This is a genomic window from Pseudonocardia sp. HH130629-09 (genome assembly GCF_001294645.1).
GTDB lineage: Bacteria > Actinomycetota > Actinomycetes > Mycobacteriales > Pseudonocardiaceae > Pseudonocardia.
In genome coordinates this window covers 2,904,188-2,924,731 of the sequence record NZ_CP011868.1, presented here as the reverse complement: position 1 = coordinate 2,924,731, position 20,544 = coordinate 2,904,188, and the positions used below count along the sequence as shown (strand labels likewise).

The window sequence follows — 20,544 nt, the reverse complement described above, 5'->3', positions numbered from 1 at the left end:
CTTCGGGGTCGGGCGGAGCTCAGCGCTGCCCGTAGACGTTCTGGTAGCGGTCCCAGAGGCTGTCGATCTGGTCCTGGGGGATGGGCACGGTGTCGCCGAGCTGGCGGGCGAGGTGCACGGTGCGGGCGACGTCCTCGCACATCACCGCGGCCTTGACCGCGGAGCGGGCATCGGCGCCGACGGCGAACACGCCGTGGTTCTGCATGATCACGGCGGGGGAGCGGCTGCCGGTCAGGGTCTCCACGACGCCGCGGCCGATCGACTCGTCGCCGATCAGCGAGAACGGGCCGATCGGGATGTCCCCGCCGAACTCGTCGCTCATCGCGGTGAGCACGCAGGGGATCGGCTCGGCGCGCGCCGCCCACGCGCTGGCGTAGGTGGAGTGGGTGTGCACCACCCCGCCGACCTCGGGCATGGCCCGGTAGACGTGGGCGTGCGCCGCGGTGTCCGACGACGGCGTCAGGTCGCCCTCCACCGGGGTGCCGTGCAGGTCGCACAGCACCATGTTCTGCGGGGTCAGGTCGTCGTAGGAGATCCCGCTGGGCTTGATGACCATCAGGTCGTGGCCGGGCACGCGGGCCGAGACGTTCCCCGCGGTCCAGACGACGAGCTCGTAGCGCACCAGCTCGGCGTGCAGTGCGCACACCTGCTCGCGCAGCCGCGCCACGGTGGCGGCGAGCTCGGGGGAGGCCAGGGTGTCGGTCATGCGTCGAGGTCTCCTTCTCGCTGGGCGCGGGCCTCGCGGCGGATCGCGCGCAGGCGGTGCATCACGTCGTCGCCGCCCCGGCCGAAGTGGTCGTGCAGGCGGGTGTACTCGGCGAACAGGGCGTCGTAGGACTTCGCCGACTCCTCGTCGGGCAGGTGTGCGCCCTCGCGGACGCGACCCGTCGCGGCGGCCGCGGTGGGAACGTCGGGGTGGACGCCCGCTGCCACGGCCGCGTGGATCGCCGAGCCCAGGGCCGGGCCCTGCCCGGCCTCGACGACGGAGAGCGGCAGTCGGGTCACGTCGGCGTAGATCTGCATGAGCAGCGCGTTGCGGGTGAGCCCGCCGGAGACGATCAGCTCGGTCACCGGGACGCCGGAGGCCGCGAAGGTCTCCACGATCATCCGGGTACCGAACGCGATGGCCTCCAGCAGCGCCCGGTAGGTGTCCTCGGGCCGGGTCGCGAGGGTCTGTCCGAGGACGACGCCGGACAGCTCGTGGTCCACCAGCACCGAGCGGTTGCCCGAGTGCCAGTCCAGCGCGACGAGCCCGTGCTCACCGACCGCCTGCCCGGCGGCCAGCTCGGTCAGGTACTCGTGCAGGTCGAGCCCCCGCGCGCGGGCCGCCTCGTGGTACGCGGGCGGCACGCCGTGCTCGACGAACCACCCGAAGATGTCGCCGACGCCGCTCTGCCCGGCCTCGTAGCCCCAGAGCCCGGAGACGATGCCGCCGTCGACGACGCCGCACATGCCCGGCACCTCGCGCAGCACGTCGGAGCTCATGACGTGGCAGGTGCTGGTGCCCATGATCGCGACCATCTGGCCCGGCCGGACGGCGTTCGCCGCCGCGGCGGTGACGTGCGCGTCGACGTTGCCGACGGCGACCGCGATCCCCTCGGGCAGCCCGGTCCAGCCTGCCGCCTCGGCGGTCAGCGTCCCGGCGACGGTGCCCAGCTCGCCGATCTCGTGGGCGACCTTGGTCTCGGCGAACCCGGCGAAGGCCGGGTTCAGCGCGCCGAGGAAGTCACGGTCGGGGTAGGCGCCGTCCTGCAGGATCCCCTTGTAGCCGGCCGAGCAGGCGTTGCGGACGTAGCGGCCGCACAGCTGCCAGACGATCCAGTCCGCGGCCTCGACCCAGCGCTCGGTCCGGGCGTAGACCGCGGGGGCCTCCTCCAGGATCTGCAGGCCCTTCGCGAACTCCCACTCCGAGGAGATGAACCCGCCGTAGCGAGGCAGCCAGCTCTCGCCCCGCTCGGCGGCGAGGGCGTTGATCCGGTTGGCCTGCGGCTGGGCGGCGTGGTGGCGCCAGAGCTTGGTGTAGGCGTGCGGCTCGTCGGCCAGGTCGGGCACCTCGTTGAGCGGGGTGCCGTCGCGCAGGGTCGGGACCATGGTGCAGGCGGTGAAGTCGGTGGCGATGCCGACCACCCGCGCGGGGTCCACTCCGGCGGCGGCGACCGCACCGGGGACGGCGTGGCGCAGGACGTCGACGTAGTCCGACGGCACCTGCAGCGCCCAGTCCGGCGGCAGCCGGAGGTCCGGCCGCCCCGGCAGGGCGTCGGTGACGACGGCGTGGGTGTAGGCGTGGACGGCGGAGCCCAGGTCGGCCCCGTCGGCCGCACGGACGACGACCGCCCGTCCGGACAGCGTCCCGAAGTCGACGCCCACCACGAGGGCGTCGGCGAGGTCGATCGGTGGTCGGATCATGAGCACTTCCTCGGGTCACGAACACGGCCGGCCGAGCGATCGGCCGGCGAGCGAATGTTATCGCTAACAGAAAGTGAACTCAACGGTCCGGCGCAGATGCTCCGTTGGCGACGGATGGTCGTACGACACGTTCACGTCGATCATGAGGTCGCTGACCAAGACTGACCGGCCGACCGGATAACGGACCGGTAACGGCGCCTTCCGTGTCGGTGCGTCTGTGGTTAGCGTTCACATTCCTGGGTGCGCCGGTCCGGTCGGGCGGGACCCACCCGCCGCCGTCTCGACGAGGAGATCGCCTGTGTTCACGAGGATGCGCACCGTCGCCGTCGGTGCCCTGCTGGTGCTGGGGCTGGCCGCCTGTGGTGGCCAGGGAGCCGGGGGAGGAGGCGGGGCCGGGGCCGGTGCGGCACCCGGCGACCTGACGGTCGGCGTCTCGATGCCGACCCAGACCTCCGAGCGGTGGATCGCCGACGGCAACGCCGTCCGCGACCAGCTCACCGCCGCCGGCTACAAGGTCGACCTGCAGTACGGGGGCGACGACATCCCCACCCAGTCCCAGCAGATCGACCAGATGGTCACCAGCGGTGCGGACCTGCTGATCGTCGCTGCCATCGACGGGACCGCCCTGTCCGGGCAGCTGCAGGCCGCCAAGGACGCCGGCATCCCCGTGATCGCCTACGACCGGCTGATCCGGCAGAGCCCGAACGTCGACTTCTACGTCACCTTCGACAACTTCCAGGTCGGCGTCGCCCAGGCGAAGGCGCTGCTGCGCGGCATCGGCCTGCAGAACGCCGACGGGTCACCCGGTCCGAAGAAGGGCCCGGTCGTCGTCGAGCTGTTCGCGGGCTCCCTCGACGACAACAACGCCTTCTACTTCTTCGACGGCGCCATGTCGGTGCTGAAGCCGCTGATCGACAACGGCACGATCCGGGTCAAGAGCGGCCAGACGACCATCGAGCAGACCGCCACGCTGCGCTGGGGCCAGGAGACCGCCCAGAAGCGGATGGAGGACCTGCTCACCTCCACCTACAACGACGGCAGCCGGCCCGACGGCATCCTGTCGCCCTTCGACGGCATCTCCCGCGGCGTCATCACCGCCCTGCAGAACGCGGGCTTCGGCACCCCGGCCAAGCCGATGCCGACCGTCACCGGGCAGGACGCCGAGATCGCCTCGGTCAAGCTGATCGACGACGGGGTGCAGAGCTCCACGATCTTCAAGGACACCCGCACGCTCGCCGAGCAGGCCGTCGTCGCCGCGAAGGCGTTCCTCTCCGGCGGCACCCCGCAGGCCAACGACACCACCACCTACGACAACGGGGTGAAGGTCGTGCCGTCCTACCTGCTGCCGGTCCGGACGGTGTTCAAGGCCGACATCCGGCCCGTCCTCGTCGACTCCGGCTACTACACGGCGCAGGACGTCGCCCGCGGCCGCCAGGGCTGAGCCCCGCGACCGGCCGCACCCCACCTTCCGTGACGGAGGACGACGTGACCGACCACGACCCCGGCGGCGACCTGCCGGACACCATCCTCGAGATGCGCGCCATCACCAAGACCTTCCCGGGCGTGACCGCGCTGTCGGAGGTCTCGCTCGCCGTGCGCCGGGGCGAGATCCACGCGATCTGCGGCGAGAACGGCGCCGGCAAGTCGACGCTGATGAAGGTGCTCTCCGGGGTGCACCCGGCGGGCACCTACGACGGCGAGATCGTCCTCGACGGGCGACCGGCCCGGTTCGCCGGGATCCGCGACTCCGAGGCGGACGGCGTCGTGATCATCCACCAGGAGCTCGCGCTGGTGCCGCACCTGTCGGTCGCGGAGAACGTGTTCCTCGGCAACGAGCGGCGCGGCAGGCTGGGGCTGGTCGACTGGCGGCGGACCCACGCCGAGGCCGCCCGCCTGCTCGCCGAGGTGGGTCTCACCGAGAACCCCGCGACGCCGGTCGGGCGGCTCGGCGTCGGCAAGCAGCAGCTCGTCGAGATCGTCAAGGCGATGACCAAGGACGTCCGGCTGCTCATCCTCGACGAGCCCACCGCCGCGCTCAACGACACCGACTCCGCGCACCTGCTGGAGCTGATCCGGCGCTTCCGCGACAACGGCATCACCTCGATCATCATCTCGCACAAGCTCGACGAGATCGTCTCGATCGCCGACCGCACGACCGTCATCCGCGACGGCCGCACGGTCGAGACCTTCACCGTCGCCGACGAGCCCGCCCCGCGGGACCGGATCATCCGCGGAATGGTCGGCCGCGACCTCACCTCCTTCTACCCGGAGCGGGTGAGCAGCCCGGGGGAGGAGCTGCTGCAGATCAGCGACTGGACGGTCTGGCACCCGACCCAGGACCGCAAGGTCGTCGACGCCGCGTCGCTGTCGGTGCGGGCCGGGGAGGTCGTCGGCATCGCCGGGCTGATGGGCGCGGGCCGCACCGAGCTCGCGATGAGCGTGTTCGGGCGGTCCTGGGGCCGCGACGTCAGCGGCACCCTGCGGATCGGGGGCCGTGAGGTCCGCGCCCGCTCGGTGTCCGACGCGATCGAGGCCGGGCTCGCCTACGTCACCGAGGACCGCAAGCACCTCGGCCTGAACCTGGTCGACGACATCCGGCGCAACGTCTCCGGCGCGGGCCTGCACCGGCTCGCCCGCCACGGCTGGGTCGACGCCGACGCCGAGCTGCGCGTCGCCGAGTCCTACCGGCGGGATCTCGGCATCCGGGCGGCGAGCACGAGTGTCGGGGTCGGCACCCTGTCCGGTGGCAACCAGCAGAAGGTCGTCCTCGCCAAGTGGCTGTTCACCGAGCCGGACGTGCTGATCCTCGACGAGCCGACCCGCGGGATCGACGTCGGCGCCCGCTACGAGATCTACGTGATCATCAACCGGCTCGTGGAGGCCGGCAAGGCGGTCCTGGTCATCTCCTCCGAGCTGCCCGAGCTCCTGGGGATCTGCGACCGCGTCTAAACCCTGTCGGCCGGACGGATCACCGGTGAGGTGCCGGTCGCCGAGGCCACCCAGGAGGGCCTGATGGCCCTCATGACCCAGGAGGCGGAGAGCTCCGCATGACCAGCATCCTCCCGAAGAAGGACCCCTCGTCCGACGAGCGCCCCGGCGCCGGCGCGGCGGCCCTGCACTCCGGCACGAGCGACCTGCGACGGCTGCTGGCCGGCAACGTCCGCCAGAGCGGAATCGTGATCGCGTTCGTGGCGATCGTCGCCCTGTTCGCGGTCCTCACCGGCGGAGTCTCGCTGAGCCCGGGCAACATCACCAACATCGTCCTGCAGTACTCCTACATCCTGGTCCTCGCGATCGGGATGGTGATCGTCATCGTCGGCGGGCACATCGACCTGTCGGTGGGGTCGGTGGTCGCGCTGACCGGCGCGGTCGCCGCGGTCCTCGTGATCGGCGGCGGCCTGCCCTGGTGGGTCGGTGTCGTCGCGGCCGTCGGCGTCGGCGTGCTGGTCGGCGTCTGGCACGGCTTCTGGGTCGCCTACGTCGGCATCCCCGCCTTCATCGTGACCCTCGCCGGGATGCTGCTGTTCCGCGGGCTGACCCTGCAGGTGCTGGGCAACATCTCGCTCTCGCCGTTCCCTGCGGAGTACCAGCAGATCGCGGGCGGCTTCCTCAACGGGCTCATCGGCGGCCAGGGCTACGACGCGTTCACCGTCCTGATCGCCGCGCTCGGCGTCGCCGGGTACGCGGTGCTCGCCTACCGGAGCCGGGTCGCGAAGGTCCTCGACCTGCAGCAGGTCGAGTCGTTCCCGCTGTTCGCCTGCCGGATCGCACTCGTCGGGCTGGTCGTCATGGCGTTCGCCTGGCAGCTGGCGTCCTCCCGTGGGCTGCCCGTGGTGCTGGTCGTCCTGTCGGTGTTGGTGCTCGCCTACGGCCTGCTCACCCGGCGCACCGTGTTCGGCCGCCACGTCTACGCCCTCGGCGGCAACGCGGCCGCGGCCCGGCTGTCCGGGGTGCGGGTCCGTGCCGTCACGTTCTGGATCTTCGTGAACATGGGCTTCCTGGCCGGCGTGGCCGGGGTCATCTACTCGGCACGGTCCAACGGTGCCCAGCCCGCGGCGGGGAACATGTTCGAGCTCGACGCGATCGCCGCCGCGTTCATCGGCGGCGCCGCGGTGACCGGCGGCGTCGGAACCGTGGTCGGCGCGCTGGTCGGCGGCCTGATCATGGCCGTGATGAGCAACGGCATGCAGCTCATGGGCGTCGACCAGTCCGTGCAGTCGGTGGTGAAGGGACTCGTGCTGCTGTTCGCCGTCGCGTTCGACGTGTGGAACAAGCGCCGCGCCCGCGGCGACGGCTGAGCACGAGCCGCCCGCCCGGCGTCGGGGCTGGGTGCCGTCACGGCGAACGCCCTCGGCAGGGGGACGGTCACGGACGGCTACGCTGCACGGATCGGAGGGGGTGGGCGTGGGGATCGCGATGGAGCCTGGGCCGAGGCCGGGGCGAGCACCGTCCATGTTCGACGTGGCCCGCCGTGCCGGGGTCTCCCACCAGACGGTGTCCCGGGTGCTGAACGCGCACCCCAACGTCCGGGAGAGCACCCGGGTGCGGGTCCGGACCGCGATCGAGGAGCTCGGCTACCGGCCGAACCGTGCCGCCCGCACCCTGGTGACCGGCCGTGACCGGGTGCTCGGGATCGTCGCTCCCCGGTCCACCCTGTTCGGCCCGGTCTCGCTGCTCGCCGCGTTCGAGGAGCAGGCGGTCGGTGCCGGGTTCGGGGTCAGCGTCGTCCGGGTCCGCGAGATCGACGGCGGGTCGGTGCGCGAGGCCGTCCAGCGTCACCTCGACGGGCAGGTCGCCGGGATCGTCGTGATCGCGCCGGTCGCGTCGGTGGCCGAGGCGCTCGACTCCGTACCGGGTGACGTCCCGCTCGTGACCGTCGACGGCGACCCCGAGCAGCAGCTGCCGATGGCGACGGTCGACCAGGTCGAGGGCGGTCGGATCGCCACCGAGCACCTGCTGGCCGCGGGGCACGCGACCGTCTGGCACGTCGCCGGCCCCACCTACTGGTTCGACGCGGCGGGCCGCGCGGCCGGCTGGGCCGCGGCACTGCGTGCGGCCGGGGCCGAGGTGCCCCCGGTGATGGCCGCGGACTGGAGCGCGGACGCCGGGTACCGGGCGGGGGAGCTGATGGCCCGGATGCCCGAGGTGACCGCGGTGTTCGCCGCGAACGACGCGCTGGCCACCGGCCTGCTGCACGCCTTCCACGACCGCGGCCGGCGGGTCCCGGGCGATGTCAGCGTCGTCGGGTTCGACGACGTGCCCGTCTCGGCGCACCTGATCCCGCCGCTCACCAGTCTGCGCGCGGACTTCGAGGCCGTCGCCCGGGAGGCGCTCGACCTGCTGCTGAACCACGGCGACGGTCCGGACGCGCCGCAGGCGGTGCACCGGAGGATCGCCCCGGTGCTGGTGTCCCGCGACAGTGTCGGCCCGCCGCCCCGCTGACGGCCGCCGTCAGTCGGTGGTCTGCACCTTCGTCGCGAGCAGCTCCCAGCTGCGCCACCAGCTCTCCCGGCGCGGCGCCGGACCGGTGACGATCAGCTCGTCGGCGTCGGCGCGGGCTGCGAACTCCTCCAGGTACGCGGTGACGGTCTCCGGTGTCCCGACCGCGGTGTAGCGGGTCATCGACCGGATCTGCTCGCCCGAGGCGCTGTCGAGGACCGCGTCGGCCTCGGCGTCGGTCAGCGAGGCTCCCCGTCGGCCGGTGAACAGCCGCACCCGGGACCGCTGCACCTCGCGCTGGATCTGCTGCGCCTCGTCCTCGGAGTCCGCGGCGATCACGTTCACCCCGGCCAGGACGTGCGGGGCGGACAGCTGCTCCGAGGGCCGGAACTCGCGGCGGTAGAGCGCCACGGCCTGCTCCAGGGCGTCCGGCGCGAAGTGCGAGGCGAAGCCGTAGGGCAGCCCCAGCGCGGCCGCGACCTGCGCGCCGTAGAGCGAGGACCCGAGGATCGTCAGGGGGACCCCGGTGCCGCGGCCCGGGTGGGCCTCGACTCCCGGGACCAAGCTGGTCGTCCCGAGGAAGGCCTGCAGCTCCTGCACGTCCTGCGGGAAGGTCTCCGACGCGCGCGGATCCCGCCGCAGGGCCGCGACGGTCGCCTGGTCGGTGCCGGGCGCGCGGCCGAGCCCCAGCTCGATGCGGCCGGGGTGGAGCTCGGCGAGGGTGCCGAACTGCTCGGCGATCTGCAGCGGCGAGTGGTTCGGCAGCATCACCCCGCCGGAGCCGAGCGTGATGCGCTCGGTGTGCGCGGCGACGTGGGCGATGAGCACGCTCGTCGCAGCCGACGCGATCGAGCCCATGTTGTGGTGCTCGGCGTACCAGATCCGCCGGAACCCCCAGTCCTCGGCGCGCTGCGCCAGCCTGGTGCTGGCCTCCAGGCCCTGGGCGACGGTCTCACCCCGGGCGACGGTGGCCAGGTCCAGGATCGACAACGGTAGCGGTAGCGGCATGACAGCACCTCACGGATCGACACGGTGACCTCTCCGTCAACGAACCGGAGGCCCGTCCTCTTCCGTCCCGCGGGTTCCGGATCGGAAATGTGGCGACCCCGTGCGTGGCGGGAAGTCCTGCACCCCGAGCGCGACGCCGATCCGGCCCAGCGCCGCCCGGTCCTGCGCGCCGAGCCGGTCGAGGACGACGTCCCGGACCGCACGCAGGTGGGTCGGTGCCGCGGCGTGCACGACGTCGAACCCGGCGTCGGTGAGGGCGGCGAGGGTGTAGCGGCCGTCGTCGGGATCGGGGGAGCGGTGCATCCAGCCGCGGCCCTCCAACCGCTTCACCACGTTGGACAGCCGCGACAGCGAGCCGTTCGTCAGGAAGGCGAGCTCGCTCATCCGCAGCCTGCGTCCCGGCGCCTCGGACAGATGGCTGAGCGTGAGGTACTCGAACAGCGTGATGCCGTGCGCCTGCTGCAGTGGGGCCTCCAGCCGGCCGGGCAGCAGCATGATCAGCGAGATCACACTCGTCCACGCCGCCTTCTCCTCGCCGTCCAGCCACGTCGGCTCGTCACCACCGGCCTCCGGCGTCGCCCGGTCCGTCGTCACCCGTCGCCCCCGTCCCTGGTCCCGAGCTCGCACTTTACAGGTGAAGCTATGAGTTGTAGGTTGAATTCATGAGTGAAGTTATCGACCACGCGACCCCCACGTTCCACGTCACGCCGGGCTACGGCGTCACGGCCCGCGACCTGCTCGGCTACAGCCAGGCGGTCCGGATCGGCGACCGGGTGGAGACCTCGGGTCAGGGTGGCTGGAACGACGACCTGGTCGTCGCCGAGGACCTCGAACAGGAGATCGTGCAGGCGTTCGACAACGTCGGGCGCACGCTCGCCGAGGCGGGCGCGACCTGGGCCGACGTCGTCCACGTGAACTCCTACCACAAGGTCGCCCCCGGGGCCGAGGCCATCGGCGACGAGCACAACCGGGTCATGGTCCGGGAGTTCCGCCACCGGCTCGGCGGGCGCGCGCCGGTCTGGACCCAGACCGGGGTCACCGTGCTCGGGCTCGCCACCATGCGGATCGAGATCCGGGTGACCGCCCTGGTGGGGTCGGCCGGCTGAGGCCGTCTCAGCGGGTCCGCTCGTAGTGTCGGCGCGCCTTGGCGCGGTTCCCGCAGGCCGCCATCGAGCACCACCGGGCGCGGTTCGCGCGGCTCCGGTCGAGCAGGAACAGCCGGCACGCGTCGTTCGCGCAGGGGCGCAGCCGCCCGGGCAGCTGCTCCTCGACGGCGGCCCAGGCGAGTACGGCCTCGACGGCGAGCCGGGCGTGCGGGGGCGTGGCGGTCCGCCAGGTCAGCCGGCCGTCGGTGAACTCCGGTGTCCGGTGCGCGCCGTCGAGGAGCGGGGTCAGTGCGACACCCGGGTCGGTGTCCCCCCGTGCGACCCGGGTGAGTGCGTCCCGCGCGCGGCGCAGTGCCGCCAGCTCCTCCGGGTCGCCGTCGCCGCCGTGCGCCCGTGCCCAGCGGCGTCCCGAGATGGGGTCGCGGAGGGCGTCGCGCTCCGTGCCGTCGACCAGGGGTCTGCTGTTGAGCAGGTCCAGTAGCAGGTCCACGTCGCCTCCTAACCACATCGACTTCATTGACAGGTTACATGCGAGCGTGCTTCCGTGACGGTGTCTAACCACATCGAGCACGTGAAGGAGTTAGTCATGCCGCTCGTCCACCATCGGACCGCGACCGTCGACGGACACGAGGTCTTCTACCGGGAGGCCGGTCCCGCGGACGCACCCACGATCGTCCTCCTGCACGGCTACCCGACCAGCTCGTCGATGTTCCGGCACCTGATCCCGCTGCTGGCCGGCGACCACCACGTGATCGCACCGGACCACCTCGGCTTCGGGCACTCCGCCGCCCCGCCGGCGGCCGAGTTCGACTACACCTTCGACGCGCTCGCGGACGTCACCGACGGGCTGCTCGAGCTGCTGGGGGTCGACCGCTACGCGCTCTACGTCCAGGACTACGGCGCACCGATCGGCTGGCGGCTCGCCCTCGCCCACCCGGAGCGGATCACCGCGATCGTCACCCAGAACGGCAACGGCTACGAGGACGGGTTCGTCGAGTCGTTCTGGACCGACGTCTGGGCCTACGGGGACGCGCCCGGCCCGGAGACCGAGCCCGCCGTCCGCGCTGCCCTCGGCCTCGACGCGATCCGATGGCAGTACCTGCACGGGGTGCCCGACCAGGGCACGGTGGACCCGGACACCTGGCACCACGACCACGCGCTCGTCTCGCGCGAGGGCAACGACGCGGTCCAGCTCGCGCTGTTCCGCGACTACCGCACCAACCGCCCGTTGTACCCGCGTCTGCACGAGTTCCTGCGGACCTCGGGGGTCCCGGTGCTCGCCGTGTGGGGGCGCAACGACGAGATCTTCGGACCGGACGGGGCACGGGCGTCCGCCCGCGACGCCCGCGACGTCGAGGTGCACCTGCTCGACGGCGGCCACTTCCTGCTCGAGAGCCACCTCGACGTCGTCGCGGGGCACCTGCGGCGCTTCCTGGAGCGGGTCCCGCGGTGAGGCGTGCGCCCGGCGGCGGACGCGCGGTCGGTCCCGGCCGCGACGACGACCGCCGCTCACGCGGCCGCCAGATCGGCCTCCAGCGCCTCGGTGAGCAGCGCGACCAGCGCCTCGCGCTGCACGTCGGCCGACGAGCCGGACACGTCGTCGGCGCCGTCGAGCGCCGCCGCCGCGAGACCGGCCTTGGCGTCGATCAGGTCCGCGATCCGGGCGTCGATCGTCTGCGCGGCGAGGATCCGCCACGCGGTCACCGGTTCGGACTGACCGATCCGGTGGCTGCGGTCGATCGCCTGGGTCTGCTCGGCCGCGGTCCAGGACAGCTCCGCGAGCACGATGTTCGACGCGACCTGCAGGTTCAGCCCGACCCCCGCCGCGGTCAGCGAGCATACCGCCACCGCGACGCCCGGGTCGTTCACGAACGCGTCGATGTTGCGCTGGCGCACCGAGGGTGTCTGGTCACCCCGGATCGAGGAGTACCGCACGCCCTGCTTGGCGAAGGTCTGCTCGGCGGCGTCCATGACGTCGACGTGCTTGGCGAAGAACACGACCTTGCCCGCGCTGCGCGCGATCTGCACCGCGTAGTCCGCCGCCAGCCCGGCCTTGGCCCGGCCGAGGCGGCGCATCATCGTGAACACGTTGTCCCCGGAGCCCGCCTCCGCCGCGTCCTTCTGCTCCCAGCCCGCGACGTCGCGGACCAGGCCGTGGTCGATGCCCTCGACGCCCGGGCCGGACCGGCGGGCCGCCAGCGCCGCGGTGTAGCGGGCCACCATCCGCCGGGCCAGCGCCTTCTCCGCCGCCCGGATGGACCGGCCGGTCGGGCCGTCGATCTCGACGGGCAGGTCGGCGATGCGCCGGGCCGGGATGTCCGCGGCGACGTCGATCTTGCGACGACGCACGATGCCCATGTCGACGACGCACTGGCGGGCGGCGCGCTCGAACAGCCCGTCGGCCGGGGTCATCCCGGTCGCGGTGAGCGCGTCGAGCAGCTCGGCGCGCGGCTTGGTCGCGTCGATCCAGCCGAGGAACTGCCAGATGGCGAGGAAGTCCTCGACGTCGTTGATCAGGGGGGTGCCGGTCAGCGCCATGAGCAGCGGTCGCGGGATGAACGTCCGGATCTTCTCGGCGATCTCCAGGACGTGCTTGGACCGCTGCGAGGTGCGGTTCTTGATGAAGTGCGCCTCGTCGACGACCATGCCGCGGAACCCGAAGTCGCCCAGCCAGCCGATGTGCCGGTCGAGCACCTCGTAGTTGACGACGACGATGTCGGCGAAGCCGTCGACGGAGTCGCCGTTGCCCTGGATCGCGGTCGCGGCCCGGCGCGGCGCCCACAGCGCGGCCTCGCGCACCCAGTTGGTCTTCACCACGTTCGGCACGACCACCAGCAGCGGGTAGGCGTTCGCCGCCTCCGCCGCGCGCAGCGCCTGCGCGGTCTTGCCCAGGCCGGGCTCGTCGGCGAGCAGGAAGGTGCGGTGCCCGTTCTCGGCGGCGGCGACGAGCTTCGCCTGGTGCGGCATCAGCTCCCGGCCACCCGGGATCGGGCGGGTCGACGGCTCGGGCAGCTCCATGCAGGCCGGTGCACCGGCCCCGGCGCGCTCGAAGGAACGCAGCAGCGGGCCGAGCAGCTCCCAGCCGGTCAGCGGGGTCGGGCGCGGGCCGCTCGGCGGGGCGGCGGAGAAGTCGGGCGCCAGGAACGGGTTGGCCATCTGCCGGGCCACCACGGACTGCGGCACGACCTGCGGCTTCGCCGGGACCTGCGGGACGTCGACGGGCTCCGGTTCCGGCTCCGGCTCGTCGACCTCGATACCGGCCGAACGCAGCATCTCCCGCTTCAGCGCGCGCGCCGAGTCGGAGACGACGGCGTCGTCGGCGAGCAGGGCCAGCAGGCCGGCGTCGCGCACCGCGTCCATCGCCAGCGCCTTCGCGATCTCGTCGAGGCGCTGCAGGGTCTCGGCGCGCTTCGCGTCGTCGTGCCGGTCGCGGACCCGGGCCCGTTCGTCACGCAGTAGCAGCGCCACCGTCTGGAACTTGGTGCGGGTGGCCGGGGTGACCCGGCCGCTCCGCAGAGCCGTCCGCACCTCGCGTGCGGCCCCGGTCAGCACCGACATCACGTCGTTGCCGCGCGGGCGGCGACGTCGCTGGGGGGTGCCCTGGCGAGCCCCGGTCCGGGGCCTGCCTCCTCGCGCCACGTACTGCTCCTGTCGACGTCCTGCGGCGCCGGTCCGTGGCCGCGTCCCGTCGGGCCGCGGCCGGACGTGCTCGACGTGACGAAGGGCCTGAGGCCCCTCCGCACCACGAACCGGCCGGTGGGGGATCGCAGTCACGGAGGTCGGCGGTCCGGCTGCGGGAAGCGCCACAGGCCGTCGACGGTGTCCGGGACCCGCTCTCCGTCCCGGCCGTGGAACGCCCGGGACGGGCGGCAGATCTGATCCGGGTCCCACCCTACCCCGCGCGGGCCCGGTCGGCGCGTGACACACCGGTGGCGGGCGACACCTCTGTCGACATCACCTGGGGTCCGGCGGGTGGTCGGCGTGGACGTCGTGCCGGAGCGCCTGGCCCGGGTCGAGGCGCGCTGGTGACCGCGCTGGACCTGGGCCACGGCGACGACGAGGTGCTCGGGGCGATCCGGTCGATGACCCGGGGCCGTGGTGCCGACGCCGTCATCGACGCGGTCGGCATGGAGGCGCACGGGTCCCCGGTCGCGGCCGCGGCGCAGAAGCTCGTGGCCGGGATGCCCTTCGGGCTGGGCCGCACGGTCATGGAGACGGCCGGTAGCGACCGGACCGCGGCGCTGGAGCTGGCGATCGGCGCGGTGCGCTGGGGCGGCACGATCTCACTGTCGGGCGTCTACGGCGGCAGCGCCACCCCGCTGCCGCTGCTCACCCTGTTCGACAAGCAGGTGCAGATGCGGATGGGCCAGGCCAACGTGTGGCGCTGGATCCCGGACCTGCTGCCGCTGCTCGGCGACGACGACCCGCACGGCGTCGACCACTTCGCCACCCACCGGGTCCCGCTGGAGGAGGCGGCCCAGGCCTACTCGATGCTCCAGGACAAGAGCGACGGCGCGGTGAAGGTGCTGTTCACCCCCTGAGCTCGTCATGATCCTCTGCTTCCGGTGCCGAGCCCGTGCTCCAGCGGCAGCCCCCGGTCGGCGACGACGTCCTTCATCACCAGGGTCGAGGACAGCCGCTGCACGCCGGGCAGCGTGGTGAGGCGCTCGTCGTAGAGCCGCTGGAACGCGGGCAGGTCCGGGGTGATGATCCGAAGCAGGTAGTCCGGATCGCCGAACAGCCGCTGCGCCGCGACGACCTGCTCGATGTCGTCGACGGCCGACTCGAACGCCTGCACCGTGTCCTGCACGGCCTCGTGCATGGTCACGAACACCAGCGCGTCGAACCCCAGGCCGAGCCGGTGCGCGTCGAGGTGGGCGCGGTAGCCCGCGATCGCCCCGGAGGACTCCAGGGCACGCAGCCGGCGGTGGCACGGCGACACCGACAGCCGCACCCGCTCGGCCAGCTCGGTGATGGTCAGGCGGCCGTCGGCCTGCAGCACGGCAAGAATCTTCCGATCGATCGTGTCCATGGAGAAGAATCTTGCACCAGACCGAGTGCGCGGTGGGAACGACGGGAACACCTGTCGGCTTCTCGTGCCTAGCGTCGGGGCATGCCGATCGGAAGTGTGCTGGGGTTCTCCGGCCTGTCGTTGCTGCTGGTCCTGACGCCCGGCGCGGACTGGGCGTACATGATCCGCGCGGGGCTGCGCGGACGGACCGTGCTGCCGTCGCTGGCGGGGCTGCTCGGCGGGCACCTGGCGCTCACCGGGCTGGTCGCGGCCGGGATCGCCGCGGTCGTCGCGCGCCGGCCGGAGGTCCTCACCGTGCTCACCGCCGTCGGCGCGGTCTACCTGCTGGTGCTCGGTGCGACGACACTGCTCCGCCCGGCCGGTCCCGCCGTGGCGGCCGTCGACGGCGGGGGGTCCGGGCTCGGCGACCTGGTCCGTGGCGCCGGGGTCAGTGGGCTCAACCCGAAGGCGCTGCTGCTGTTCCTGGCGCTGCTGCCGCAGTTCGCCGACCCGGCCGCGCCGGTCCCCGTCGGCGGTCAGATCCTCCTGCTCGGCCTCGTGCACGTCCTCGGCTGCGCGCTCGTCTACACCGGCGTGGGTGTCGGCGCCCGCGCCGTCCTGGCCGCCCGGCCTGCCGCGGCGCGCATGGTGTCCCGGGTCGCGGGTGCCGCGATGGTGACCCTCGGCGCCCTGCTGCTGGCTTCCCAGCTCGCAACGGTGTAATCATGTAAGCATCGATGCGGGAGGTGCGCGATGACAGGACGAGGACGCGGGCGGGGCGGCTGGCAGCAGGCCGACCTCCCCCCGGCCGACGACGCCGCGGCGTGGTTCTCCGGACGGCTGCCCGACGGGTGGTTCATTCGGGCGCCGGAGGTGACGGTCGACCGGGACGAGATCGTCGTGGTGGGGGAGCTGCCCTCGCTCGATGCCGACCACCCCGACACCGAAGAGGGGCGCGCCGACGCCGCGGCCGCCGATGCCGGGCGGATCTCGCGGTTCCGGGAGGAGACCCGGGACCGGCGGATCGAGATCGCCCGCCAGGCCGAGAGCCGCTACCGGCGCAAGGTCGCCTGGGGTGCGCGGATCGGCGGGACCCGCGAGCTGTTCACGACGATCTCGGTGCCGGTGATGACCCGGCTGCGCCAGCCGGAGCGGGCGGTGCTCGACACCCTCGTCGACGCCGGGGTGGCCCGGTCCCGGTCGGACGCGCTGGCCTGGTCGGTGCGCCTGGTCGGCCGGCACGCCGACGAGTGGCTGACCGAGCTGCGCGAGGCGATCGGACGGGTGGAGGAGCTGCGCTCGCAGGGCCCGGAGTGAGACCGCGCTGAGACGGACGGCGGCAGCCGCTCGACCGGACGTCGCGCCGGCCGGGGCCGTCCGTCGCAGCCGCGCCGCCGTCCGTCCCATATCCGGACCGGTGGCGGGTGAACGCGGTGTCGCCGGGAAAGATCCTGGTCATGTCGATCCTCGCGTTCGCACACCGGGCCCTGGCCCGCCGTGCGCGGCCGGGCCGGGCGTCGGACCTGTGCTACTCGTGCATGCGGCCGGTGCAGTTCTGCGCCTGCCCGCCCCGCACCGCCTGCTGAGCCCCGGCCGGTCTCATCCGACCCGCAGCACGTCGCGCCGCGGGTCGAACCCCACTGCGCCCGCCGCGTGCAGCTCGCGCAGCCAGCCCGCCATCGGCCACCAACCCCACCGGGCCTGGAACAGCCGGGCGTTGCCGACGATCTCGGCGATCCGGGCCGGGTCGGTACGGGCCGGCGGATGATGCTGGTGGTAGGCGTGCGCCCCCGCCCACCCACACCAGGTCCAGCCCGCAGGACAACGCGAAGTCGGTGTCCTCGCCGCCGTAGCCGGCGTAGCACCAGGGCGAGCGGTCCCGGCGGCCGGGCCTCGAGGCCGTAGAGGACGCCGTAGTGGCGGCGGCGCGGATCGGTCACCCGGTCATCGTGGCCCGCGCGGTTGATCCGCGCCCGGACGGGCATCCCGGTGGATCCGAGGAAGGCACGACGGCCCCGACCGGGGTGGCCGCCCGGCGGACCACGACACGGTGGGTGGCGGCAAGGACGGTGAGCGGATCCGGATCGCCGCGCTCGTCCCCGCCCCCGACGTCCTCGCCACCGTCGACGCCGATGCGCGCGGGTGGGAGCTGGTGGAGATCGTCGACGCGGTGCTCAACCAGACCCACCGGGATGTGCGGGTGCGGCTGCCCGGCGGCGACCCCCGGCTCGACGAGCTCTACCGCGGGGTCGCCGATCCCGGCCCGTGGAGCCCCGACCGGCTCCGCCGCGCCCGGGCCCGGCTGCACGTCCACGCGCCGCTCCCGCCCGATGCGCTGGCCCGCGCGATGGACCTGCTCACCGGCCACGACCTCGGCCGCGTCGAGATCGCCGGACCGGACCGACGGACCCTCGCCGCACTCGTCTCCACCCGGGCGGCGGGCCGGGCGCGGCGCGGGCGGGTCGACGACGCCGTCGTCCAGCACCGGGAGGCGTCGCCACCCTGCTGCCCGGGACTCTGCTCGGGATGCCGTCGGGGACGCTGCCCGGGATGCCGTAGCCCTACGGAGGCTCGACCGCCCCGCAGGGCCCTAGCCTCGCCGGCATGACCGCACCAGCTGCCTCCCCGGTCCGCGGGGCCCGCCGCACGATGATCGTCGCGGTGGTCGCCTCGCTGCTCGTCGCGTCGCTCTGCGGGATCGGCGCCCTGCTCGGCGGCGGCTTCGGTGACCTGCAGGCGCGGATCGTCGCCACCACCCTGATCGTCGCCGCGTTCGGCACCTCGGCGCTCTGCCATCTCGCCGTCGTCCCCCGTGCCGTGCGGCTCCTCGGGTTCGCCGGCCTGGCGGCGAGCGTCGTCGCCGCGGGGGCGGCCCTGTGGCTGGTCTGGAGCGGCGACGAACTCTTCGAGGGCGACAACGACGGCTCGGTGCTGAAGACGCTGCTGGTGGCGACGATCGTCGCGATCAGCCTCGCGCACGCGAACCTGCTCCTGCTGCTCGCCGAGCGACGGCGGACCGTGATCCGCACGGGCCTCGGGCTGGCCCTGGCCGCGATCGCCGTCGTCGCGACGATGCTGGCGCTGCCGGTGATCACCGACGGCGCGGTCGGCGGCCGCGAGTGGTACTGGCGCTGGTTCGGTGTCGCCGGGATCGTCGACGCGCTCGGCACCATCGCACTGCCGGTGCTGGCCCTGGTCCTGCGCGGCCGACGGGAGCACTGGCCCGCCTCCGCCGGAACCACCTCCACCGGGTCGGCCACCGGGACCGCCTCCTCCGGGACCGCCGCCGAGGACGACGGCACCGGCACCCCGGACGCTGCGCCGGAGGTGGCAGCGGACGCGGCACCGGTCCGGGTCGTGCTCGACCTGCCGGCCGACCTGGTCGCCCGGCTCGACGCCGCCGCGGACGGACAGCCGAGGGACGCCGCGGCGCTGCGCGTTCTGCGGAACGCACTCGTCCGGGGCTGACCCGCCCGGGTCCTGGCCGTCGGCGCTGTCCGTTGCCGGATCCAGGGCGGTCGGCGGAGCCGGGGACGCGACCGGTGCAGGTCAGGCCCAGGTGTCGCCGCCACGGTCGCGGTCGTCGGCCCGGTCCAGCCGTGCCCGCCGTTCCTGCTCCCGGCGGCTGTACGCGGCCTGACGGACCGCGCCGTCGTCGGCGAACCCGGAACCCAGCGCCCCGGCGACGGTCCCCATGGACGTCGACAGCCAGGCGATCATGATCCAGTCGTCCGGCCCGGACTCGCGCATGAGATTCGAGGAGAGGTAGTCCGGCGGGATCACGAGGAACGCCGCCACCAGCGCGAGCACGAACAGCAGGGCGAACATCGCGAGCACCCCGCAGGCCACCGTGATCACCGTGGACAGTTTCGACAGGATCATCTCCTCGCGCAGCGAACGGTGTCGCCGCGACTCCCAGAGCCGGTTGTCCAGGATCAGCCACACGGTCATCCCGACCAGGGCGATCAGCATGACCGTCACCTGCCGGGCGGTCCGGAGCGCCGTCGCCAGCTCCCAGATGTTGTAGTAGAAGATCCCGAACGCGGCCCCGGCCGCCGCCGCGGCGATGGCGGGGGACAGGCTCGGCACCAGCGGCCACGGACGGTTCGCGCGGACCAGCCCGGCCAGCAGCCGGACCCGGCCGCGGAGCCCGGTGAGGGCCAGCCGGACGTCGACGTCGTCCTCGACCCCGCCGCTGCCGGCGCCGGAGTCGTCCCCGTCCGCGCCTGCCTGCCCCCGGTCCTGGTCCCGGCCCCGGCGGTCGTCGACGGACCTGGCTCCCGACCCCGGGTCGATCGGGGTCAGGGGGCCCGCATGGCCGGCGCCCGGCGCTCCTGCCTCCCCGGCGTGCGCGGGTCGGCGGGCATCAGGTGCCCGGTCCCGCCGTCGGCCACGACAGGGTCCGCCCCGGAGCGGCGCGGCAGGTCGGTGAGCAGCACGACGGCGTCGTTACCGTCCCGCTCGCGCACCCGGTCGCCGATGTCGAGAGCGGGCAGCGCGCCGCGCTCGTCCAGCACGATCGGCTCGTCGGAGACGCGGACCTCCCAGCGGGCGTCGTCGTGCGCGCCGAGCGCGGCCGGCAGGTCGCGGACGAGCCGGTGGGCGAGCTCGGTCGGCAACCCGGGTTCGGCGACGAGGTCGAGCACGCCCCGGTCCTCGCGCTCCCGCCCGGCGCACGGTGGTGCGGGTCGCGTCGGTCACGGGGCGTGAGACTAGTGCCCACAGACCGTGGCGGCACGACGTCGGAGGCAGTCCCGCCGGCCGACCCGGTGGGCCGCGAGCCCGTGGACAGCGGGGCGGATGGCGGGTGAGCGTTCGGTCGGGTGTCGGAACGTCGGTGCGGCCGTGCGGTCGCACGTTGTGCGGCCGTGTGGCCGTGTGGCGGACCGAGATGGGTGGCGGTGGCAGGAGCGTGCCGGAGCCCGGGGCGGGCCCAGCCGCGCAGGAGACCCGCGCAGGAGACCAGCGCAGGAGACCAGGGACGCCTGCCGTGGGCCGGGGCGGGCGGAGGATGGCGTAGCCGTGGTCGTGCACGAGCCGGTGGCGGAAGCTGCACAGCAGCACCAGGTTGTCGATGTCGGTGGTGCCGCCGTGCAGCCAGTGCCGGACGTGGTGGGCATGCAGGTGCCGGGTGTGTGCGCAGCCGGGGAACCGGCACCCGGCCGTCCCTCGGCAGCGCCCGCGGCGCTCAGCGCGGCGATCTGGGAGGGCCCGGCGAGCCGCCGGGACCGGCCCAGGTAGAGGTGGTTCGCGTGGCGGTCGGTGAGCAGGACGCGGGCCCGCGCGTCGCAGGCGAGCCGCTCGGCCGTCGGCGCGGGGATCTCGGGTCCGCCGTCGAGGCGGGCGGAACCGGTGGCGGCGTCGACGACCACCGTGACCCGCGTCCCGGGACGGGACACGACCGGCCCGCCGTCGCCGTCACCCGCACACGTGACGAGGTCCAGCAGGGCGTCGGCGCGCCGGGCGGCCAGGGTGTCGACGACGGCGCCCGGGGCGTGCTCGGCGGCCTCGCGGGCCCGTTCGTGAGGGCCGACCCGCGGATCGGGCTCGGTTGACGGCGCCGCGGTCGAGGGG

The 20,544-nt window shown here is 73.6% G+C and carries 21 protein-coding genes and 1 pseudogene; 13 read left to right on the top strand and 9 right to left on the bottom strand.

What is annotated here, in order from left to right:
• Positions 1–19 precede the first annotated feature (19 nt).
• Positions 20–706 carry an L-ribulose-5-phosphate 4-epimerase gene (locus tag XF36_RS13460; RefSeq protein ID WP_060712249.1) on the bottom strand — a complete coding sequence of 229 codons (687 nt, stop codon included), beginning with the start codon at positions 704–706 and terminating at the stop codon, positions 20–22.
• Positions 703–2,406, bottom strand: coding sequence for a ribulokinase (gene araB, locus XF36_RS13455; RefSeq protein ID WP_060714677.1), 1,704 nt, complete (start codon positions 2,404–2,406; stop codon positions 703–705). The genes XF36_RS13460 and araB overlap by 4 nt, the downstream gene beginning before the upstream one ends.
• 310 nt (positions 2,407–2,716) lie before the next feature.
• Between araB and chvE the strand changes: the two genes are divergently transcribed.
• From chvE to XF36_RS13435, 4 genes and pseudogenes are all read left to right on the top strand, one after another.
• Positions 2,717–3,847 carry a multiple monosaccharide ABC transporter substrate-binding protein gene (chvE, locus tag XF36_RS13450; RefSeq protein ID WP_060712248.1) on the top strand — a complete coding sequence of 377 codons (1,131 nt, stop codon included), beginning with the start codon at positions 2,717–2,719 and terminating at the stop codon, positions 3,845–3,847.
• 71 nt (positions 3,848–3,918) lie between these two features.
• Positions 3,919–5,457: pseudogene (locus tag XF36_RS13445) on the top strand (ATP-binding cassette domain-containing protein).
• Positions 5,454–6,704, top strand: a complete 1,251-nt coding sequence (gene mmsB / locus XF36_RS13440; RefSeq protein WP_060712247.1) for a multiple monosaccharide ABC transporter permease — start codon at positions 5,454–5,456, stop codon at positions 6,702–6,704. The pseudogene XF36_RS13445 and the gene mmsB overlap by 4 nt, the downstream one beginning before the upstream one ends.
• A gap of 154 nt (positions 6,705–6,858) precedes the next feature.
• On the top strand, positions 6,859–7,848 hold the full coding sequence (locus tag XF36_RS13435; protein ID WP_145981354.1) for a LacI family DNA-binding transcriptional regulator: 990 nt from the start codon (positions 6,859–6,861) through the stop codon (positions 7,846–7,848).
• Between the two features lie 9 nt (positions 7,849–7,857).
• Here the strand turns inward: XF36_RS13435 and XF36_RS13430 are convergent, their stop codons facing one another.
• On the bottom strand, positions 7,858–8,853 hold the full coding sequence (locus tag XF36_RS13430) for an LLM class flavin-dependent oxidoreductase (RefSeq protein WP_060712246.1): 996 nt from the start codon (positions 8,851–8,853) through the stop codon (positions 7,858–7,860).
• A 36-nt stretch (positions 8,854–8,889) separates the two neighbouring features.
• Positions 8,890–9,447 carry a MarR family winged helix-turn-helix transcriptional regulator gene (locus tag XF36_RS13425; protein WP_082375389.1) on the bottom strand — a complete coding sequence of 186 codons (558 nt, stop codon included), beginning with the start codon at positions 9,445–9,447 and terminating at the stop codon, positions 8,890–8,892.
• 68 nt (positions 9,448–9,515) lie between these two features.
• On the opposite strand from XF36_RS13425, the gene XF36_RS13420 reads away from it, so the two are divergent.
• Entirely contained in the window at positions 9,516–9,959 is a 444-nt protein-coding gene (locus XF36_RS13420) for a Rid family hydrolase (RefSeq protein WP_060712245.1), read from the top strand.
• A gap of 7 nt (positions 9,960–9,966) precedes the next feature.
• Here XF36_RS13420 and XF36_RS13415 read toward each other — a convergent pair whose 3' ends face one another.
• Entirely contained in the window at positions 9,967–10,449 is a 483-nt protein-coding gene (locus XF36_RS13415; protein WP_060712244.1) for a CGNR zinc finger domain-containing protein, read from the bottom strand.
• Positions 10,450–10,545: 96 nt separating this feature from the next.
• On the opposite strand from XF36_RS13415, the gene XF36_RS13410 reads away from it, so the two are divergent.
• On the top strand, positions 10,546–11,412 hold the full coding sequence (locus XF36_RS13410; RefSeq protein WP_060712243.1) for an alpha/beta fold hydrolase: 867 nt from the start codon (positions 10,546–10,548) through the stop codon (positions 11,410–11,412).
• A 56-nt stretch (positions 11,413–11,468) separates the two neighbouring features.
• Here the strand turns inward: XF36_RS13410 and XF36_RS13405 are convergent, their stop codons facing one another.
• The gene (locus XF36_RS13405) at positions 11,469–13,517 is read right to left on the bottom strand and encodes a DEAD/DEAH box helicase (RefSeq protein WP_202968525.1); all 2,049 of its coding nucleotides are present in this window, start codon (positions 13,515–13,517) and stop codon (positions 11,469–11,471) included.
• 467 nt (positions 13,518–13,984) lie between these two features.
• On the opposite strand from XF36_RS13405, the gene XF36_RS13400 reads away from it, so the two are divergent.
• Entirely contained in the window at positions 13,985–14,500 is a 516-nt protein-coding gene (locus tag XF36_RS13400) for a hypothetical protein (RefSeq protein WP_060712241.1), read from the top strand.
• 5 nt (positions 14,501–14,505) lie between these two features.
• Here the strand turns inward: XF36_RS13400 and XF36_RS13395 are convergent, their stop codons facing one another.
• Positions 14,506–14,991, bottom strand: coding sequence for an Lrp/AsnC family transcriptional regulator (locus XF36_RS13395; RefSeq protein WP_060712240.1), 486 nt, complete (start codon positions 14,989–14,991; stop codon positions 14,506–14,508).
• Between the two features lie 81 nt (positions 14,992–15,072).
• On the opposite strand from XF36_RS13395, the gene XF36_RS13390 reads away from it, so the two are divergent.
• The 5 genes from XF36_RS13390 to XF36_RS13375 all read left to right on the top strand — a co-directional run bounded on the left by XF36_RS13390 (position 15,073) and on the right by XF36_RS13375 (position 18,438).
• Positions 15,073–15,693: a LysE family translocator gene (locus tag XF36_RS13390; RefSeq protein ID WP_060712239.1), complete on the top strand. Its 621-nt coding sequence runs from the start codon at positions 15,073–15,075 to the stop codon at positions 15,691–15,693.
• A 30-nt stretch (positions 15,694–15,723) separates the two neighbouring features.
• Positions 15,724–16,287, top strand: a complete 564-nt coding sequence (locus XF36_RS13385; protein WP_060712238.1) for a hypothetical protein — start codon at positions 15,724–15,726, stop codon at positions 16,285–16,287.
• Between the two features lie 107 nt (positions 16,288–16,394).
• A complete protein-coding gene (locus tag XF36_RS32440; protein WP_168169510.1) occupies positions 16,395–16,556 on the top strand; it encodes a hypothetical protein in 162 nt (53 codons plus the stop codon).
• A gap of 464 nt (positions 16,557–17,020) precedes the next feature.
• Complete coding sequence (locus XF36_RS13380) at positions 17,021–17,578, top strand: hypothetical protein (RefSeq protein WP_060712237.1); 558 nt, start codon at positions 17,021–17,023, stop codon at positions 17,576–17,578.
• On the top strand, positions 17,575–18,438 hold the full coding sequence (locus tag XF36_RS13375; protein WP_145981353.1) for a hypothetical protein: 864 nt from the start codon (positions 17,575–17,577) through the stop codon (positions 18,436–18,438). Before XF36_RS13380 ends, XF36_RS13375 begins: the two co-directional genes overlap by 4 nt.
• 81 nt (positions 18,439–18,519) lie before the next feature.
• Here the strand turns inward: XF36_RS13375 and XF36_RS13370 are convergent, their stop codons facing one another.
• Together XF36_RS13370 and XF36_RS34090 are read right to left on the bottom strand one after the other, a co-directional pair.
• Positions 18,520–19,059, bottom strand: coding sequence for a hypothetical protein (locus tag XF36_RS13370; protein WP_060712235.1), 540 nt, complete (start codon positions 19,057–19,059; stop codon positions 18,520–18,522).
• Between the two features lie 212 nt (positions 19,060–19,271).
• Complete coding sequence (locus XF36_RS34090) at positions 19,272–19,616, bottom strand: hypothetical protein (protein WP_060712234.1); 345 nt, start codon at positions 19,614–19,616, stop codon at positions 19,272–19,274.
• Positions 19,617–20,222: 606 nt separating this feature from the next.
• Here XF36_RS34090 and XF36_RS32430 point away from each other — a divergent pair.
• Positions 20,223–20,525 carry a hypothetical protein gene (locus tag XF36_RS32430; protein ID WP_168169509.1) on the top strand — a complete coding sequence of 101 codons (303 nt, stop codon included), beginning with the start codon at positions 20,223–20,225 and terminating at the stop codon, positions 20,523–20,525.
• Positions 20,526–20,544 lie beyond the last annotated feature (19 nt).

Coding starts and splice junctions, on each gene's coding strand:
- XF36_RS13460 (WP_060712249.1), bottom strand. CDS start 706: ATGACCGACACCCTGGCCTCCCCCGAGCTCGCCGCCACCGTGGCGCGG.
- araB (WP_060714677.1), bottom strand. CDS start 2,406: ATGATCCGACCACCGATCGACCTCGCCGACGCCCTCGTGGTGGGCGTC.
- chvE (WP_060712248.1), top strand. CDS start 2,717: ATGCGCACCGTCGCCGTCGGTGCCCTGCTGGTGCTGGGGCTGGCCGCC.
- mmsB (WP_060712247.1), top strand. CDS start 5,454: ATGACCAGCATCCTCCCGAAGAAGGACCCCTCGTCCGACGAGCGCCCC.
- XF36_RS13435 (WP_145981354.1), top strand. CDS start 6,859: ATGTTCGACGTGGCCCGCCGTGCCGGGGTCTCCCACCAGACGGTGTCC.
- XF36_RS13430 (WP_060712246.1), bottom strand. CDS start 8,853: ATGCCGCTACCGCTACCGTTGTCGATCCTGGACCTGGCCACCGTCGCC.
- XF36_RS13420 (WP_060712245.1), top strand. CDS start 9,516: ATGAGTGAAGTTATCGACCACGCGACCCCCACGTTCCACGTCACGCCG.
- XF36_RS13410 (WP_060712243.1), top strand. CDS start 10,546: ATGCCGCTCGTCCACCATCGGACCGCGACCGTCGACGGACACGAGGTC.
- XF36_RS13405 (WP_202968525.1), bottom strand. CDS start 13,517: ATGTCGGTGCTGACCGGGGCCGCACGCGAGGTGCGGACGGCTCTGCGG.
- XF36_RS13395 (WP_060712240.1), bottom strand. CDS start 14,991: ATGGACACGATCGATCGGAAGATTCTTGCCGTGCTGCAGGCCGACGGC.
- XF36_RS13390 (WP_060712239.1), top strand. CDS start 15,073: ATGCCGATCGGAAGTGTGCTGGGGTTCTCCGGCCTGTCGTTGCTGCTG.
- XF36_RS13385 (WP_060712238.1), top strand. CDS start 15,724: ATGACAGGACGAGGACGCGGGCGGGGCGGCTGGCAGCAGGCCGACCTC.
- XF36_RS13375 (WP_145981353.1), top strand. CDS start 17,575: ATGACCGCACCAGCTGCCTCCCCGGTCCGCGGGGCCCGCCGCACGATG.